We start from the raw sequence: 15045 nt of genomic DNA, 5'->3' as shown, positions 1-15045 counted from the left end.
AAAAAAGTGCTTGCCAGAGGTGGGGGCGCTCCGTAGAATGCGCGCCACACCGAAGCGAAGGGTGATTAGCTCAGCTGGGAGAGCGTCTGCCTTACAAGCAGAATGTCGGCGGTTCGATCCCGTCATCACCCACCATTCGTTTCAAGTGTTTAGCGCAGCGGTAGTTCAGTCGGTTAGAATACCGGCCTGTCACGCCGGGGGTCGCGGGTTCGAGTCCCGTCCGCTGCGCCATATTCGGTAACCTGGACCACTGAACGCCAGGTCACCACGGAAAAACCCGCTTAAGCGGGTTTTTTTCTGCCCCAAGGTTGTACCCGCGGGATGCATGGTTTCACCGGTTTTCGGATTTATTTGAAAAAAACTTCAATTAAATCAACACATTACGAAAACTTGTGGCATAATGCGCCCCGTAACGAAGCGAAGGGTGATTAGCTCAGCTGGGAGAGCGTCTGCCTTACAAGCAGAATGTCGGCGGTTCGATCCCGTCATCACCCACCATTCGTTTCAAGCGTTTCGCGCAGCGGTAGTTCAGTCGGTTAGAATACCGGCCTGTCACGCCGGGGGTCGCGGGTTCGAGTCCCGTCCGCTGCGCCATATTTGCTTCCACTAAGGCCCACTGAACGCCTGGAAGCTACGGAAATAGCGGCCTTGAGCCGCTTTTTTCGTTTTCTGAATTCCACTGGAATCCATCTCCAGCCACGGTTTTTAAGTACACATTTAAGTACACCGCTGGCACAGCCTTTTACGATTCCTTGCGCATCAATTTTCGTATTGGTCCGTCTACCGCTGGGTTGTATTCCCCTCCTTGATGCAAAAGGAGGTGTCTGATGGCTCTGACAGATACAGCGATCAAGCAAGCCAAGCCCGCCACCAAGCCTTATACGTTAACTGATGGGGATGGCTTATCTCTGCAAGTGCCCACAACGGGTTCGAAGCGCTGGCATTTCCGTTTCTATTGGCATGACAAGCAATTGCGTATTTCCCTTGGCATCTATCCCGACGTTAGTCTCAAGGAGGCTCGCCAGCGGAGAGAGGCTGCACGTGCGCTGGTGGCCAACAATATCGATCCCCGCTCACATCGTCGCGCCGAGCGCCAAAAAGCCTCTCGCGCCGCCAACAACACGTTTGAAGCGGTTGCTGGTCGCTGGCATGAGTTCCGAAGTAAAAAGCTGACGAAAAGTAAGAAGGGCAGTGCAGGGCAAGCGAGCAAATACCTGAAGAAGGACATGCTGCCGTGTTTGGGCGATCTTCCGATCTCAGATATTTCTCGTGGTGACGTGCTGGAGCTCATTAGGCGAATTGAGCGCAGAGGGGCGCTTGTCTCTGCTCGAAAGGTGCGCACCTGGCTCAACCAGATCTTCCGTTTTGCCATGGCGGAAGGGCTCGTTGATGTGAACCCAGCAGCAGATCTTGATATCGTTGCCGAGACGCCGCGACCAGTTCGCCATAATCCGTTCCTCCAGGTAAATGAACTTCCAGGACTGCTCAGGACCGTCACCCACTACGGGTGTGCAGAAGCGACACGGCTTGGTATTCGTCTATTGCTGTTGACAGGGGTGCGTACAGGAGAGCTGCGTGCGGCGACGCCAGACCAATTCGACCTCGACAAGGGGATTTGGCTTGTGCCGCCGGAGGGGGTCAAGCAACTCCGGAGTCGTGTTCGAACCCAGGGGAATGAGATCCCGCCTTATGTGATTCCGCTGTCTACCCAAGCAATTGCAATTGTGAAGCGGCTAATGCAGTTAAGGGCGCGCGGTGCACGGTATCTGCTGGTTCACCGATATGAACCGCAGGAAATGATCAGTGAAAATACCCTTAACACCGCGATCAGCCGTATGGGTTACAAAGGAAGGCTCACCGGTCATGGCATCAGGGCTACCATCTCCACGGCGCTTAACGAGGTTGGCTTTGTAGAAGAGTGGATTGAGGCGCAGCTTTCACACGCTGATACTAACCAAATTCGGGCTGCATACAATCATGCGGAATACGTAGAGCCGAGACGTAGGATGATGCAATATTGGGCGGATTTACTAGATGCGCTGGAGGTCGGTGTTTCTCCACCTAAGCCCGATACATACATGACGCAGAGCGGCCGACGTTCAATGGATTTTCTGAACACGCAGCAGGAATCCTGAATCGTCCCCGGCACTGGTGCTATTGCTCTACTCAAAACTCGCATCAATGAGCGTGTGAATGATGCTGTTTCTTATAGGCCGTCCTAACGTTCGTCACTGCTGAATACGTAATCCGGTTGCATCGTGTTTGCGTTTCAGAGCAACATCAATATCTGCAACGAACCTTTCGGGCGTCATCGCTAGAGTTTCTCCAATCAATCGGTGCACAGCGACTACCGTTTCCGCCCGAACGGTTTGATTGCTAGTGAGCTGAACTACACGTGCCAAATTGGATGGCTCAGAAAAACCGCTCAGCATTTTGGACAACGCTCCAAGCTCTCGCTCCATGCTCCTTATAGTAGCCACGTTATTGAGAGTGGCCTCAGCGTGATCGATTTCAGCGTTAGTCAGTTGATCTTTGGCAGGGATGAGTTCGAGCTGTTTACGGTAGTCTGATATCTGCCCGGCGTACGTTTGATAGTCCAGTTCAAGCCATGCACCCAACCCGTTGAGCTTGCCGTAGGAATTCGGGTACCAAGTTCTCTCGACAACCTTCTTTCCATTATCGGTACCTGTCTTGGTTATCTGATATTCCCAGACCACCTCCAGCCTATTCGTCTTCCAGCGGTCGATTAATTTATGCCAAATCTGCCGGGGGAGTGTGTTGTACAACTCCGTGATCCGCGCTTGCAAATCCCTGTGTTGCATGTGAAGGGCTTTACCCTGCTCTACGTAGGATTGCCGCTTCTTGAGCAGGGATTCCACTTTACGACGGCGGATTGATTGCCGCTGGTTAGTATCAAGCTGCTTGAAGCCTGCTTTGACCGATTCATCATCCAAGCTGAGGTACTTGTGAGCGCAGCAATGGCCGATCAGAACCACGGAACCATCGAGACAACCGACGACGTAACCTTTTTGGTGCTGCTGAGCGCATCGTTTACCAAGCTTTTCATACTGGCAGTTTGCTTCAGGTTGATAGAGTTTATAAGGCCACACCCCATGGCTGAAATTCTCTTTCTTAAGCAGCAGATCTAGGGCGATTTCGAAGTGACCTTGGATGTCAGCGAAAGTCTTAAATTCCATGAAGTCGGTTGATGGCATCAATTGCTCCAATCTGGCTAAAACGGCAGAGGATGGGACGCGAAGGTTAGTCTGTATGTATAAACAGTATAGGCCGCAAAAATCCTTGATGGGAAGCTTCGTGCCATCACTTATATTGGGCAGTGGTTTTGGGTGGACGAAATCTGGCCACGCACAAGGCCAAGACGGTCAGCCGACAGCGCGGGGTTCGCTCCTTCCCCGGCCGGCGCATTACCGGGTGGCAAGCCTCACCGTTTCTGGTTGCGACAGTTTTAATTCTCCAATTTTCAATGGGGGAGCGATCTCATTAGCTAGTCGCTCGTTGACCGCTTCAAGTCCGTATATTTTTTGGTCATCGGGTCGACCGTGACGGCAACCGCAGAACCTGCCGTTCAAGGCGCGTAAGGGGATCTATTTGAGGGGGGCGACTTCAGAGGCAATTGAAGGCCAAGCCACGAGAAGTCGACAAGGCCGTTCATATCCAACAGATCCAGTCGTATCCAAAAATGTCACGAATTACTGGTCTTAGAAGGTGCGTTTACTCGATAAAAAAGTTGAGGTGATGGCTATTTGTTTCTAATATGGTTTGGTCTAAGCTAGCACTTTTTGCCGGTGACTTGTGCCCGAGAGACTCAGAGTCTTTGAGGCAGTAACTTTAACCTTTGAACAGTTAAGAAGATTTTATGGCTGGTGATATCTGGAATCTGGTACTCAATGTCGTGGCGTCATTCATTTATGCAGGTATAGTTTTTTTGTGGCGGGGTAGGAGTAAGCGCACTGTCTCGGAGCCTGCTTCAAAGCACAATGATGCAGTCGTTGAGTCAATTGAATTGGTTCAGCCGGTTGAGTCCGCTCGACGAGCGAAAAATCGTCAAAAGGCTGACGAAACAGCGTTCAAATTTGTTTTTTATTTTGTGACATTTGGAATGCTTTATCTTTCGATTTCCACGCCCCCATTGTTTAAGTCTCTGTTTACAAGTGGCGAGGTTTACCTCAGTAGTGCTCGCTTTATTGGGGAATATCTCCCTGTTATCCCTGTCGGGAAAACCAATCTTCAATTAGTTTTTTTATAATTTCGGCATTTTTCTATATTCCTTTGCTGCTTGTCGCTGAGTTCGTCGCCACCTTAATTTCACCGCTAGTAGATTCATTTAAAGAAGTGACGAATCGAATATTCGCTGCAATAACTATGCTTGTGTTCGTTGTTTTTTGCATTCCGATCGGGGCAACCTCTGTCTGGTTGTATTATGAAAAAACTTATACGGATTCACTTTTAAGTGTTTTGTTCTTTGTTGCTATTCCCTTCATTTTTTCTAAGGCGCAGTCGGCACGTAGATGATCTTATTTTAATGAAGTTGTCGTGTAACTAAGTGGTGAGTATTTCCTAACAATATTCAACTTAAGGCTAACGGTGCCAGCTCATGCATAACGCTGCACCGTTCGGGTCAAAAAATTTAATGGTGGGTGTGGTAGATCGCTACCTCGCCTGGCTAACCTCTACTGTCAGGTTTGGAAATGGTATTCAGCTTGTTACGAGTCGGTCTGTTCAATGCAACGTTGTGAATGAATACCTGAGGCGTTTCAGCCATAAGCTGCAACTCATTTTTCAACCGTTTGTTCTCCTTCTGCTACCTGAGATTTGCTCCTCGAAAAGAATCGATTGGTTTGATCATGACATCGGATAGGGCAACAAGCTGGGCTGGTGGTGGCGCCTTGCCGCTGGTAATCTTGGATTCAGGTGACATCAGAGGCAGTAGCCATGGATCCGAAGAACCTTGCGGTATTGATGAACTGAAGGACGCCATGGAAATGGCAAGCCCATCGCCAGCTATAATATCTTACGTTGAACCACCACCACGCGAGTCAAAAACCGGTTGGCTTGTCAAAAGCTGTCGCTTCTGCAAGACAACCAAGTTCAGCTATAGAGCTGACTGGGTGAATCCGCCGATTATGTGTGAGGGTTGCCGTAACGAGCGGAAGACTCGCTACAAGCCTGGAGAGGGTGACACGGTCTTTTCGAATACCCAGGTTTTCTGTGGGGGATCACCAGGTGGAGGCAGGCATAAATGACCACCAAAAATAACCCTGACGAGACGCACCAGCAGCGACTTGAGCGACTCCGGAACCGTCTAGAGAAACTCAAGAAACGTTTTGAAGACATGCCGTCTGGACGTGGTGCTGGTATGCCAGCAGAAATAAGAGCTCTTGAGGCTCTTATTAGTAGGGAGGAAATGCACCTCCTCTCCGGTTATTACGAACGAAAAGATGGTCCTGTTCGTGGTGGTTCTCCCGGCTCAAGCCGTCGCAGCTAGTGGCATTCTGCAAAGTCCTTCACATTACTTTCTGAAGAGCACCCTGTCCGCTGGTAACGCGCAGGTAATCTCGATTGCTTGCGTAGACTAACAGCCAGCCGCTTTCCCGTTCGCGTCTTTCGGTGTGCCTGGGGGCTGCCGTCATTAGCCAGACACATACGGGCTGCATTGTCCTGTGCGATGGCTGTCTCAAGAATTTGCGACACACGACTGCGATCTAACCATCATCAGTGAGCTTGAGTTTTTCCACCTACCTGAAAGCATGGCCATCTTCGTAGGAGGCAGCGTTAGCATTCTGGGAGTTGTGACCTGCTCATATCGCCAGATGCTTCGCTGCAGAGGTGTTTGGCCAGCACGGTGGTGGTATCGGACGCGTTTAAGCGTGAATCCTCCACACGTCTTCCTGGTAGAGCATGTCACTACCTTAGGGGCCCAGATGGAGTAATCTTGAACACCATATTCAAATTGACTCTCGATTGCGTACGGTGAACTCTCGGATATTGAACCTTGTAGGTTTATTAGGCCGCAAAGCGTAGTCTCTAAGGACTGGTACAAATGGCAAGGATAGAATTTTGTCTGACCTGAATTTTGAAAAACAAGCGCAGGACTATTACGGCAAGGTTCCTCTCATCATCCTGGGCAGCGGTGCATCGGCCGCTCACGGCATGTCAGGAATGGGGGCGCTTGCGAAGCACTTGGTCGCAAATACCGACACTTCTAGCCTGTCTGCTGCCGAGATTGAGGCTTGGGAGAAGTTTTGCAAGATCCTATTGGACGGCGTTGATCTGGAGTCGGCGCTGCATCAGGTGGCGGTTACTGAAGAGCTGACCTCCAGAATTATCACCGCAACTTGGTCGCTCATCAGCTCTGAAGACATTAAAATCTTCCACGATAGTCTTCAGAACCAAGCGATGTTTCCGCTGAGTCGACTGCTGCGCCACATGTTCAAAAGCAGCCTTACCAAGATAAATATCGTCACTACGAATTATGACAGGCTGGCGGAATATGCCTGCGATCAGGAGGGGGCCCATCATTACACGGGCTTCTCACACGGTTTTTTTCGGCAGCGTGCCGCACCGAATGAAATCACGTCTGCACGCAGGGTGAATATCTGGAAGGTTCACGGTTCGCTGGACTGGTTTAAATCGCCTCTTGAAGACATCGTAGCCCTTTCAAACATTCAAGGAATACCTGCTAACTACAAACCGGAAATCGTTACCCCGGGCACACAGAAATATCAAACGACGCATTTAGAACCATACCGCTCGACTATTCACAATGCCGATTTGGCCATTACCGCTGCCAACTCATACCTGTGTATTGGCTACGGCTTCAACGACGAGCATATTCAGCCGAATATTATGTCTAAATGCCTGCGCCAGAATACCCCGATCACGATCATTACCTTTGCGCTCTCAGACGCTGCCAGGAAGCTCATCCTTGATGGCAAGGCGCAGAATTACCTGGCAATAGAGCGGGGAGCAACAGACGCCCAGTCCATCGTCTACTCCTCTTTGAATAAGACTCCGGTAACTGTTGAAAAAAACATCTGGAGTCTTGAGGGTTACCTGTCACTCATCATGTAGGGAAGAAGAGATGCCTATTTTTGACTTTAAGGATAAAGACGCGCTTGGGAAGGTTGCCTCTGTTGACACGACAAACGTGATCGTGGACGTGGAAAATGTCGATCAGCTCAAAAGGTTGCAAGTCAACCACCTGGCCGTGCTTCAAAGCAGCAGGCCCGGACAGCATCTCATCGGCCTCATCACCCAGGTGACCCGTAAGCGCGGCATCGAGGACATCGCAGGCGATGGCATCAGCGATCAGACTTCAGAACTTAACCTTTGCAAAATCTCCCTAATAGGTACGATGCTGGATCGCGACGGCGGTAAAGAAAACGTCTTTCGCCGCACTTTGGAAAGTGTTCCAGAAATCGACGCGAATTGCTTTTCGCTAGAGGGCGAAAACCTTACCAACTTCATGCGCACGCTCTCCAGCGTCTCAGCCGATGGGAATGCCCTGACGCTGGGCAAATACACACTGGACGAACATGCCGTCGCCTACCTCAACGGTAACAAGTTTTTCCAGCGCCACGCCTTCATCGGCGGTAGTACCGGATCAGGTAAATCCTGGACGACAGCCAAGATCATTGAGCAGATGGCGGGGCTCTCTACGGCTAACGCCATCGTTTTTGATCTTCATGGTGAATACTCGCCGTTGGTGGGCCAAGGCATTCAGCACTTCAAAGTGGCCGGTCCCGCAGATGTTGAGGCTAAACGCACTATTGATGACGGTGCGCTTTACCTGCCTTACTGGTTGCTTTCGTATGAAGCTCTCGTGGCAATGTTTGTTGACCGGAGTGACCAGAATGCGCCCAACCAGGCCATGATTATGGCGCGTGAGATCAACCAGGCCAAAAGAAAGTATCTGGAGGATGGCGACCAGCAGGAAATTCTGAAGCACTTCACCGTAGATAGCCCAGTTCCGTTCGATCTGAATGTTCTGATGGACAGGTTAAATGAAATCAACATCGAAATGATTTCCGGCGCGCGGGCGGGGTCCGAGAAACAGGGTGACTTCTTTGGGAAGCTTGCCCGCATGATCTCTCGCCTTGAGAACAAAATTTCTGATCGACGTCTGGGATTCATGTTCAGCGGCGGCGGAGACGTTCTGGATTTTACCTGGCTTGAAAAATTCACCACTGCCGTGCTCGGCAGCTCTGGGGAAAATGGCAAAGCTGGCATCAAGATCATCAACTTTTCCGAGGTTCCATCAGACGTTCTCCCGCTGATCGTTTCCCTTGTCGCGCGGGTCACATTCTCCGTCCAACAGTGGACGCCATCCGAGCTGCGCCACCCTATTGCGCTTCTCTGTGATGAGGCCCACCTCTACATGCCCCAACGAAGCATGGCGGAATCAGCTGACGATATTTCCCTGGATATTTTCGAGCGCATCGCTAAGGAAGGTCGCAAGTACGGTGTCAGCCTTGTCGTGATAAGCCAGCGTCCGTCCGAAGTGAATAAGACGATGCTCAGCCAATGCAGCAACTTCGTATCTATGCGGCTTACCAACGCCGAGGATCAGGGCGTTATCAAGAGACTTCTTCCCGATAGCCTTGGTGGGTTCAGCGACATCCTGCCGACCCTCGATACCGGCGAGGCCCTGGTTGTTGGGGATGCGAGCTTGCTGCCAAGCAGAATCAGGATTGATGAGCCTATAAACAAGCCGAACAGTGGCACGGTCAATTTCTGGGATGAATGGCAAAAACCGGTTAAGGACAAGCGACTGCCGACCGCAGTAGATAACTGGCGTAAGCAAAACATCCAGTAATCGCTTACCGGGGTGGCAGTATGGAGCGGCTTCATGGCCGCTCCGCATGAAGACTCAAGGGCGCAACGCTCTTGAGTTCATCACGCGATGAGTTTTCCTGTGAGGCCTGGACATTCTGATGCTATAGGATTCTCGGTCGCCGCGCGCTGCGATATTGAAGGCCTCCCATTCGCTGAATTGCTCTCCGAGATGGGCTTACAGTTACGGAAATTTATAGCTCTGCGATTTTAAGGAAAGGATTGTCGGGGGCGATCGATTCGAAAAGCAGCTTCGGTTCCTCAATCAGATATCCCTTTAAAATAGTTGTCCTTCTAGGACCTTGTACTTGACACGCCCAGATATTCAGGCCGTCGCCCCGCTTCCTGTGCACCTTCAGTTTTTCGAACTGCTTCTGCACCCAACGCCATTCTTCAATCCCTTGATCGGAATCCTGTGAGATACCAGGAAACTCCCGGGCGTAGCGTTGGAAGAGACCTGGCGTGACCAGAAATACGCTGCCACTCACCGTGTGGATTTTGGCCTTGCTGTCATTGATGACTAGCTTGTGGCTTAGGATGCCTTCCTTCACCCAATTCAAGAATGCTTGGCCAGGGTTATCCGAAGGGAGGGTTGAAGTTTCGAGAGCGCTTTCCGACGGTGCATCACTCACCTCAGGCTCTTCCAATTCGAACATATCCAATAGCGTTCCGAGGTAGTCGGCATCCTCCAGCGCCATGGTATCTGGCTGCGATGGGTTTTGAGTTGACTTTGTATTGACAGCCTTGGGGGCTGGTCGAGATACCGGAGCGTCAGTCGGGTGGTCATCGACTGCAATGCTCACTGTTCCGCTGAAAGCTTCTGGGCGGTCTTCGCTTCCCCATATCAATGCCGGTTGAATGCGCAGAAAGGTAAAGCTCTGCTGCCAGTTTCCCTGCGCAACGAGCGCGGTCCAGATGGCTTTGCCTTCGGGGGTGGACTCGACCAGTCCATGCGATTGCAGTTCGTCGAACACGGCGATGTTGGAAGAAGGAATACCTTCAATCGATTGCGACAGCAGATAGGCTCGCAGCTTGTCGGTAACCGTCTTGCTGACCAGCCAAAGCGCGTCCTGGGTCAGCCATCCTGCGGCACCCGGCTGATTGAGTTTTAGCTCGTGCTGAACCAGATGACGCAGTCCACTGATCAAGTGATGTTGCAGCGAATGAACCGGCGCTTGCAGCGCCTTGCTCGGGTTGCCACCGATGTTCTGTGCGACGGAAACACGGTCGGCCTGCATCACCAACTCGCCGAGTACACCGGCACGTTCGTACTGGCCCGCCAGGACATACAGCAGACTGGCCCACAGTGGCGGAAATCCACTGAGCCAATCGAGGATTGGGCGGTCGAGAATTTGTGTGTAGAGCAAGCCTGCGGCGGCGCCGTGCAGGTGGTAGTCACGACCCTTGATGTAACGAAAACGGTAGGGCTGATCCAGGGAGCCCTGCCAAGGATGCCACACACGGCCATCCTGGCGTTCGACCAGCAGGTCCACGGCGATCTTGCCGATGTCATGCAGCAGGGCGCCATAGGCGATGCCGGCCGACCAAGCATCACTCTGGTCGGCTTGGTCTTCGGGCGCGGCGCCGGTGGGAAGCAGATACGATTGGCGCAGTTTCAAACTGCAGGCGATCAGTTCCAGTCCATGGTCGAGCATGCCACCGAGATACGCATGGTGGTGCGTCTCGCTGGCTGGGAGTTGCTGAACCTGCTCGGCGTAGCGATGGATCGGATTCAAATAGAGCTGGATGAACTGCGCGTGGGAGAGGGCGGTGTACTGCCATATGCGATCGAGCAATTGGCGGCGGTGCTCCGCGGCTAACAAGCTTTGAGCCGATTCGATGGGCAGGTAACCTTCGGCGACATTGACGGTCTGTGGCGGAGGGGGCTTCTGCCTTTTGCGGCGAAATAGGCTGAGCATCGTGATCTCCGTGAAATGGCTGGGTCAGTGGCTTTTTAGCCTTTTCGGGTAGGGCTCTTACCCTTGAGTCCCCATTCCCTTCCAACCCTTACCCATCCTTTTGGCTCCTGTCCGTTTGTGCGGCAATTGGGATATTGATACTGCTAAACATCGTTTTGTTAGGGGCTGGCACGAGAAAGAAAAGAGTCGGTAAACTGCGGTGCATATTTTTTTAGGTCTTGCCATGAATCTCACTGATGCCACGCTTGTGCTGCTGCTCGCGGCACGTATCCATGGGACCGACGAAGCCGTCCGGGCCTCGGCGAAGAGCGTGGTCAAGAAGTTGCCGCGCAGTAAGCGTGATCTGATCTACAAGGTAGTCGATAGCCGAAGTCCGCTCGAGCTGGTGGATTTTCTGGCGCAGAACCTGGATGCGGAATGATGCAAGGTGTATGGCAGACAGCTCACTTTAGAGCGAGACAGCGCAAGGCTGCCCCTCAAGAGAAATCGTCCTGGAGAATTCCCACTCACAAGGATACGAGGACCTTCCCCGTGACGGATGCCGACTCAAGCGCGAGATGGGCTTCAGCAATCTTTTCCAACGCCACCTTCATCCCGATGTGAGGGGCGTAGTTGCCACTGGCCAAGCATGAGTTAATGTCCTTGATCGCCTGATTTTTTGCGGCAACAGGCACCGAATAGATAAATACGAAGCGCAGCACGCATCCATGCACCATCGCTTTCAACAGCGGTAGCGTCAGTTCCTCTGTAGCATGGGCTGTAGCGTAGGAGCTGATGGCGCCACCGGGTGCGAGGCATGCAAGGTCAATGTCCAGGTTCGCCTTGACATTGACATCAACGATGCGGTCCACACCACCGTTGCTCGTGTGCGCGTTGATGGCCGCAACGACATCGTCGCTAAAACGTTCCAAGACCAGATCTGCTCCTGCCGCGCGTGCAATGACGGCTTGCTCTTGATTCGTGACTGTGGCCACGACCCATGCACCCGCCCACTTTGCCAAAAGGATGGCGGCGGTGCCAACGACGCCCGCTCCGCCCTGCACGAGTACATTTCGGCCATTGATGTCGCCATCGGCGAAGAGACAGCGATGGGCTGTCAATGCCGGGATACCGAGTGATGCTCCTACTTCGAAAGAGACATTGTCAGGCAGTGGTACAGCTTGTCCAGACGGCACCACCACATATTCGGCCGCTGTTCCGCTCGGTCTGCCGTACTGCGCCTCATAGATCCATACCCGCTGGCCTATGCGGCCGGCCTCTATCGAGTCGCCAACGGCATCAATGACGCCAGCGCCGTCCTGGTGGGGAATGATCCGCGGGAACGGCATTGCCGATGAGAATCCGGTTCGGGCCTTGAGGTCAGTGGGATTCAGCCCCGACACATGTACCCGCACCCGGACTTCACCCGGGCCGGGTTGGGGAATTGGCAGATCAGCAACGCAAAGCACCTCATCCGCGGGGCCCTGGCGCTCGTAATAGGCAGCTTTCATAGACTTGTTCTCCGGCTTGGAGGAGTCCCTCCGTGAGCAGGCATCATCAGAGCCCAGTGTCAATTTCACAAGTAGGCACACTTTTTATATATAGGGATATTAAATATACTATAGGAGCCCATACACATTACTATTGGAGGGTCTATGACACGGAGCAAGCTCGATCAATACAGATGCGCAGTGGAGATCACTGTCGCCATCGCCGGTGGCAAATGGAAGCCGTTGATCGTTCACTACCTGCTCAGCGGGACCAAACGTTTCGGAGAACTGAAAAAATTGATCGGTGGGGTCACGCAACGCTCGTTGACTTTGCAACTGCGTGAGCTTGAGGCAAACGGCATTATCAGCCGTGAGGTGTTCGCCGAAGTGCCGCCACGGGTGGAGTACACGTTGACGGCGCTTGGCTCCACACTGGCACCGACGCTGGAAGCGATGAAGTCCTGGGGCGAGCACTACTTGGCGAGCAAAGACAGAGGCGGAGGCTTGAGGTTGCCGTGAACAAAAGCTGTTGCCCTGGGGTCATGGACGCTGCGCATCGCCTTCCTCTCAATCTCCAACCGAATGTGTGTCGCCCCCTTCTTCCGGAGTTCCTGGCTGCCCATTGCGACGGGCCACTGTTTCGCTGCAAGCGAAGCGCGCAGCGCCGTAGGCGTGAAGGTGCTGAGGGATTGATGCCGTATGGCGGTGACGGCAAAGACGGCACGGGGCAAAGCGCGAAAGCCCGGCGGCACATCGTGCCAGCACGCACGGCGAACAGCCTAAGACCCATCAGGCATCGAAGTCTAAACCACCAGCATCACCAACAGAGCGACGCACAACAGCGCGATATACGCCTTGACGTGGATGCCATCGGGAATCCTGCCAATCCACCGAGATGCGGCCCAGATACCCAGCCATGAACCAACTGTTAGCACCAGGCAGGCGCGCAGGTCGATGTAGCCGACATGCCACGCGTCTAGCGACGTGTCGTTCCAGGCCAGCGCCGCAAAGGTTGCCGAACCGACCACGGCCATGGGGAGCGATAACGGGTTGGCCGCCGCCGTCGCAGCGGTCATGCTGGCCCCGCGCCGACGCATCAGCGGCACTGTCATCACGCTACCACCCACACCGAGAAAGGCTGCGATCACGCCGATCGCCGTGCCGGCGACAGCGGTCATCCGCCTGCCCAGCGTGCGTATTGGCGATGCGCCTTCCTGGGCAAAGCCGGGCCGCAGGATGCTGTCGAGAATCGTCAGTCCCAGATAGACGATGAATGCCCAGCGCACCCAGGCCCCGCTGAGGGCCAGCGCGGCGGCCGCGCCCGGCACGGCGCCGGCCGCGATGTAGCCCAGCAGTGGACGCACCTGATTCCACGGCACGGTGCCGGCCTTGTGGTGGCGCAACGTCGCCAAACCTGCGCCGAAAATCATCACGCAGGTCGAAGTGGCGACCGCCACGTGCATAGCGGCATGACCTTCGGCGCTGCCGATACCGTAGGTGGCTAGCAGCACCGAATACAGCACGGGCACGACGACGAACCCGCCGCCGAAGCCAAATAGCACGGTCGTCACGCCGGCCAACACGCCAAAGAACAGGAGCAGGAAATACATGAGCAAGCGCCATCGTGATGAGACAAGACCATCACGATATGGGGACGCGCACTGGCCGTCCCTCGATAAATGGTCAATAATCCTTTTATTTCGGCCAAATCTAACATCATGCGCAATGTATCGCTCGACTCCGTGGATGCTGTGGTACGGCCAGTCCTTGCCATCGGAACCGACTATCTGCCGGGCACCTTGCTCGATACTCATACGCATCGGCGCGCCCAGGTTCTCTATGGCATGAGCGGCGTGATGGAGGTGGAGACGGATAGCGGTGCATGGGCGATCCCGCCCTATAGCGGCGTATGGATTCCTGCAGGCAAACGCCATCGCGTGCGCATGCAGAGTGTGAGTACGCGCAGCCTCTACATTGAGCCGGTGGCCGCTCCGCGCCCGGCAGATCATTGCGAGGCACTGGTCATCACACCGCTACTGCACCAGTTGCTGCTTGCCTCGGCGGACATTCCTGCGCTTTACAACGAACATGGGCGCGACAGCGCCCTGGTGCAACTGCTTTTGCACGAAGTACGCTTGGCGCAGACAATGCCCCTGTTTGCGCCAATCCCCAAGACCGTCAGCTTGCGCGGCTGTGCAAGGCATTTCTGAGATCGCCAAACATCCAAGCGACGCCCCTGGCCTGGGCGCAGCGGCTGCACAAGAGCCTGCGTACCTTCACCCGGTTCTTCCACCAGCAGACGGGCATGAATTTTGGCGCATGGCGCCAGCAAGCCTGCCTGCTGGCGGCGCTGCCCCGGCTGTCGGCCGGGCAGTCCGTCACGCAGGTGGCGCTAGACCTCGGTTACGACAGCCCCAGCGCGTTTTCCACCATGTTCAGGAAGCGACTTGGCAGGACACCAATGGACTTCATTCGGGAACCGCCCACTGCGGCATCCCGGTAGGGATGCCGCAGCATTGACGCTAGCGCTCGTAGCACAGTTCTTGCTGAACTCTCTGCGTTGCGGCGCAACAGGATGAAAGTAGATCATCGCAATTGAGGCGCGTTCTGCCGTGATATTTAGAGGGCGTGCCGACGGGCACGCGATTGTCTTGTTGTGCAACGCGCATCGCCCAGTCGCAGCGGCTGGGCGATCTCGCCTTTGCGCTTTGACACCGGGCGCGGCGACCGTCGCGCCCGGATTTTTGGGCGGGCCTAGGTCGGAACGGCCTGGGCGCGGGGCTAATTGGTGTTATTCCTTGATT

The 15045-nt window shown here is 54.0% G+C and carries 11 protein-coding genes, 4 tRNA genes and 1 pseudogene; 12 read left to right on the top strand and 4 right to left on the bottom strand.

All coding sequences use genetic code 11. From position 1 onward, the window contains the following. The first annotated feature begins 59 nt into the window (after positions 1-59). From M0746_RS17070 to M0746_RS17050, 5 genes are all read left to right on the top strand, one after another. Positions 60-135 (top strand) — tRNA-Val (locus M0746_RS17070). Between the two features lie 19 nt (positions 136-154). Next, positions 155-231: transfer RNA gene (locus tag M0746_RS17065), tRNA-Asp, on the top strand. A 191-nt stretch (positions 232-422) separates the two neighbouring features. Then, positions 423-498: transfer RNA gene (locus tag M0746_RS17060), tRNA-Val, on the top strand. Between the two features lie 19 nt (positions 499-517). Continuing rightward, positions 518-594 (top strand) — tRNA-Asp (locus M0746_RS17055). Between the two features lie 233 nt (positions 595-827). Then, positions 828-2135 carry a tyrosine-type recombinase/integrase gene (locus M0746_RS17050; protein ID WP_258450011.1) on the top strand — a complete coding sequence of 436 codons (1308 nt, stop codon included), beginning with the start codon at positions 828-830 and terminating at the stop codon, positions 2133-2135. A 93-nt stretch (positions 2136-2228) separates the two neighbouring features. Here M0746_RS17050 and M0746_RS17045 read toward each other — a convergent pair whose 3' ends face one another. Then, on the bottom strand, positions 2229-3215 hold the full coding sequence (locus M0746_RS17045) for a hypothetical protein (RefSeq protein WP_258450010.1): 987 nt from the start codon (positions 3213-3215) through the stop codon (positions 2229-2231). A gap of 662 nt (positions 3216-3877) precedes the next feature. On the opposite strand from M0746_RS17045, the gene M0746_RS17040 reads away from it, so the two are divergent. The 4 genes from M0746_RS17040 to M0746_RS17025 all read left to right on the top strand — a co-directional run bounded on the left by M0746_RS17040 (position 3878) and on the right by M0746_RS17025 (position 8836). Beyond that, positions 3878-4267, top strand: coding sequence for a hypothetical protein (locus M0746_RS17040; protein ID WP_258450009.1), 390 nt, complete (start codon positions 3878-3880; stop codon positions 4265-4267). 993 nt (positions 4268-5260) lie between these two features. After that, a complete protein-coding gene (locus M0746_RS17035) occupies positions 5261-5506 on the top strand; it encodes a hypothetical protein (protein WP_258450008.1) in 246 nt (81 codons plus the stop codon). A 572-nt stretch (positions 5507-6078) separates the two neighbouring features. Continuing rightward, positions 6079-7092 (top strand): SIR2 family protein, encoded by a 1014-nt coding sequence (locus tag M0746_RS17030; protein ID WP_258450007.1) that lies wholly within the window; start codon positions 6079-6081, stop codon positions 7090-7092. 10 nt (positions 7093-7102) lie between these two features. Further along, a complete protein-coding gene (locus M0746_RS17025; protein ID WP_258450006.1) occupies positions 7103-8836 on the top strand; it encodes an ATP-binding protein in 1734 nt (577 codons plus the stop codon). Positions 8837-9047: 211 nt separating this feature from the next. Here the strand turns inward: M0746_RS17025 and mobH are convergent, their stop codons facing one another. Next, entirely contained in the window at positions 9048-10772 is a 1725-nt protein-coding gene (gene mobH, locus M0746_RS17020) for a MobH family relaxase (protein WP_258450005.1), read from the bottom strand. Positions 10773-10995: 223 nt separating this feature from the next. Between mobH and M0746_RS17015 the strand changes: the two genes are divergently transcribed. Beyond that, a complete protein-coding gene (locus M0746_RS17015; protein WP_258450004.1) occupies positions 10996-11193 on the top strand; it encodes a DUF7740 domain-containing protein in 198 nt (65 codons plus the stop codon). An 85-nt stretch (positions 11194-11278) separates the two neighbouring features. Here the strand turns inward: M0746_RS17015 and M0746_RS17010 are convergent, their stop codons facing one another. Next, positions 11279-12262 (bottom strand): NADPH:quinone reductase, encoded by a 984-nt coding sequence (locus M0746_RS17010; RefSeq protein WP_258450003.1) that lies wholly within the window; start codon positions 12260-12262, stop codon positions 11279-11281. 144 nt (positions 12263-12406) lie between these two features. On the opposite strand from M0746_RS17010, the gene M0746_RS17005 reads away from it, so the two are divergent. Beyond that, the gene (locus M0746_RS17005; RefSeq protein ID WP_258450002.1) at positions 12407-12760 is read left to right on the top strand and encodes a winged helix-turn-helix transcriptional regulator; all 354 of its coding nucleotides are present in this window, start codon (positions 12407-12409) and stop codon (positions 12758-12760) included. Positions 12761-13044: 284 nt separating this feature from the next. On the opposite strand, the gene M0746_RS17000 is transcribed toward M0746_RS17005, so the two are convergent. Next, entirely contained in the window at positions 13045-13851 is an 807-nt protein-coding gene (locus M0746_RS17000; RefSeq protein ID WP_258450001.1) for a sulfite exporter TauE/SafE family protein, read from the bottom strand. A gap of 108 nt (positions 13852-13959) precedes the next feature. On the opposite strand from M0746_RS17000, the pseudogene M0746_RS16995 reads away from it, so the two are divergent. Beyond that, positions 13960-14744: pseudogene (locus M0746_RS16995) on the top strand (AraC family transcriptional regulator). Positions 14745-15045 lie beyond the last annotated feature (301 nt).

The sequence above is a fragment of the Pseudomonas sp. S11P7 genome (genome assembly GCF_023195435.1).
In the GTDB taxonomy this organism is placed as follows: Bacteria; Pseudomonadota; Gammaproteobacteria; order Pseudomonadales; family Pseudomonadaceae; genus Aquipseudomonas; species Aquipseudomonas fluorescens_G.
The sequence above is the reverse complement of the archived record's forward strand: the minus strand, read 5'-3'. Positions and strand labels throughout refer to the sequence as shown.

Coding starts and splice junctions, on each gene's coding strand:
- M0746_RS17050 (WP_258450011.1), top strand. CDS start 828: ATGGCTCTGACAGATACAGCGATCAAGCAAGCCAAGCCCGCCACCAAG.
- M0746_RS17045 (WP_258450010.1), bottom strand. CDS start 3,215: ATGCCATCAACCGACTTCATGGAATTTAAGACTTTCGCTGACATCCAA.
- M0746_RS17040 (WP_258450009.1), top strand. CDS start 3,878: ATGGCTGGTGATATCTGGAATCTGGTACTCAATGTCGTGGCGTCATTC.
- M0746_RS17035 (WP_258450008.1), top strand. CDS start 5,261: ATGACCACCAAAAATAACCCTGACGAGACGCACCAGCAGCGACTTGAG.
- M0746_RS17025 (WP_258450006.1), top strand. CDS start 7,103: ATGCCTATTTTTGACTTTAAGGATAAAGACGCGCTTGGGAAGGTTGCC.
- mobH (WP_258450005.1), bottom strand. CDS start 10,772: ATGCTCAGCCTATTTCGCCGCAAAAGGCAGAAGCCCCCTCCGCCACAG.
- M0746_RS17015 (WP_258450004.1), top strand. CDS start 10,996: ATGAATCTCACTGATGCCACGCTTGTGCTGCTGCTCGCGGCACGTATC.
- M0746_RS17010 (WP_258450003.1), bottom strand. CDS start 12,262: ATGAAAGCTGCCTATTACGAGCGCCAGGGCCCCGCGGATGAGGTGCTT.
- M0746_RS17005 (WP_258450002.1), top strand. CDS start 12,407: ATGACACGGAGCAAGCTCGATCAATACAGATGCGCAGTGGAGATCACT.
- M0746_RS17000 (WP_258450001.1), bottom strand. CDS start 13,851: ATGTATTTCCTGCTCCTGTTCTTTGGCGTGTTGGCCGGCGTGACGACC.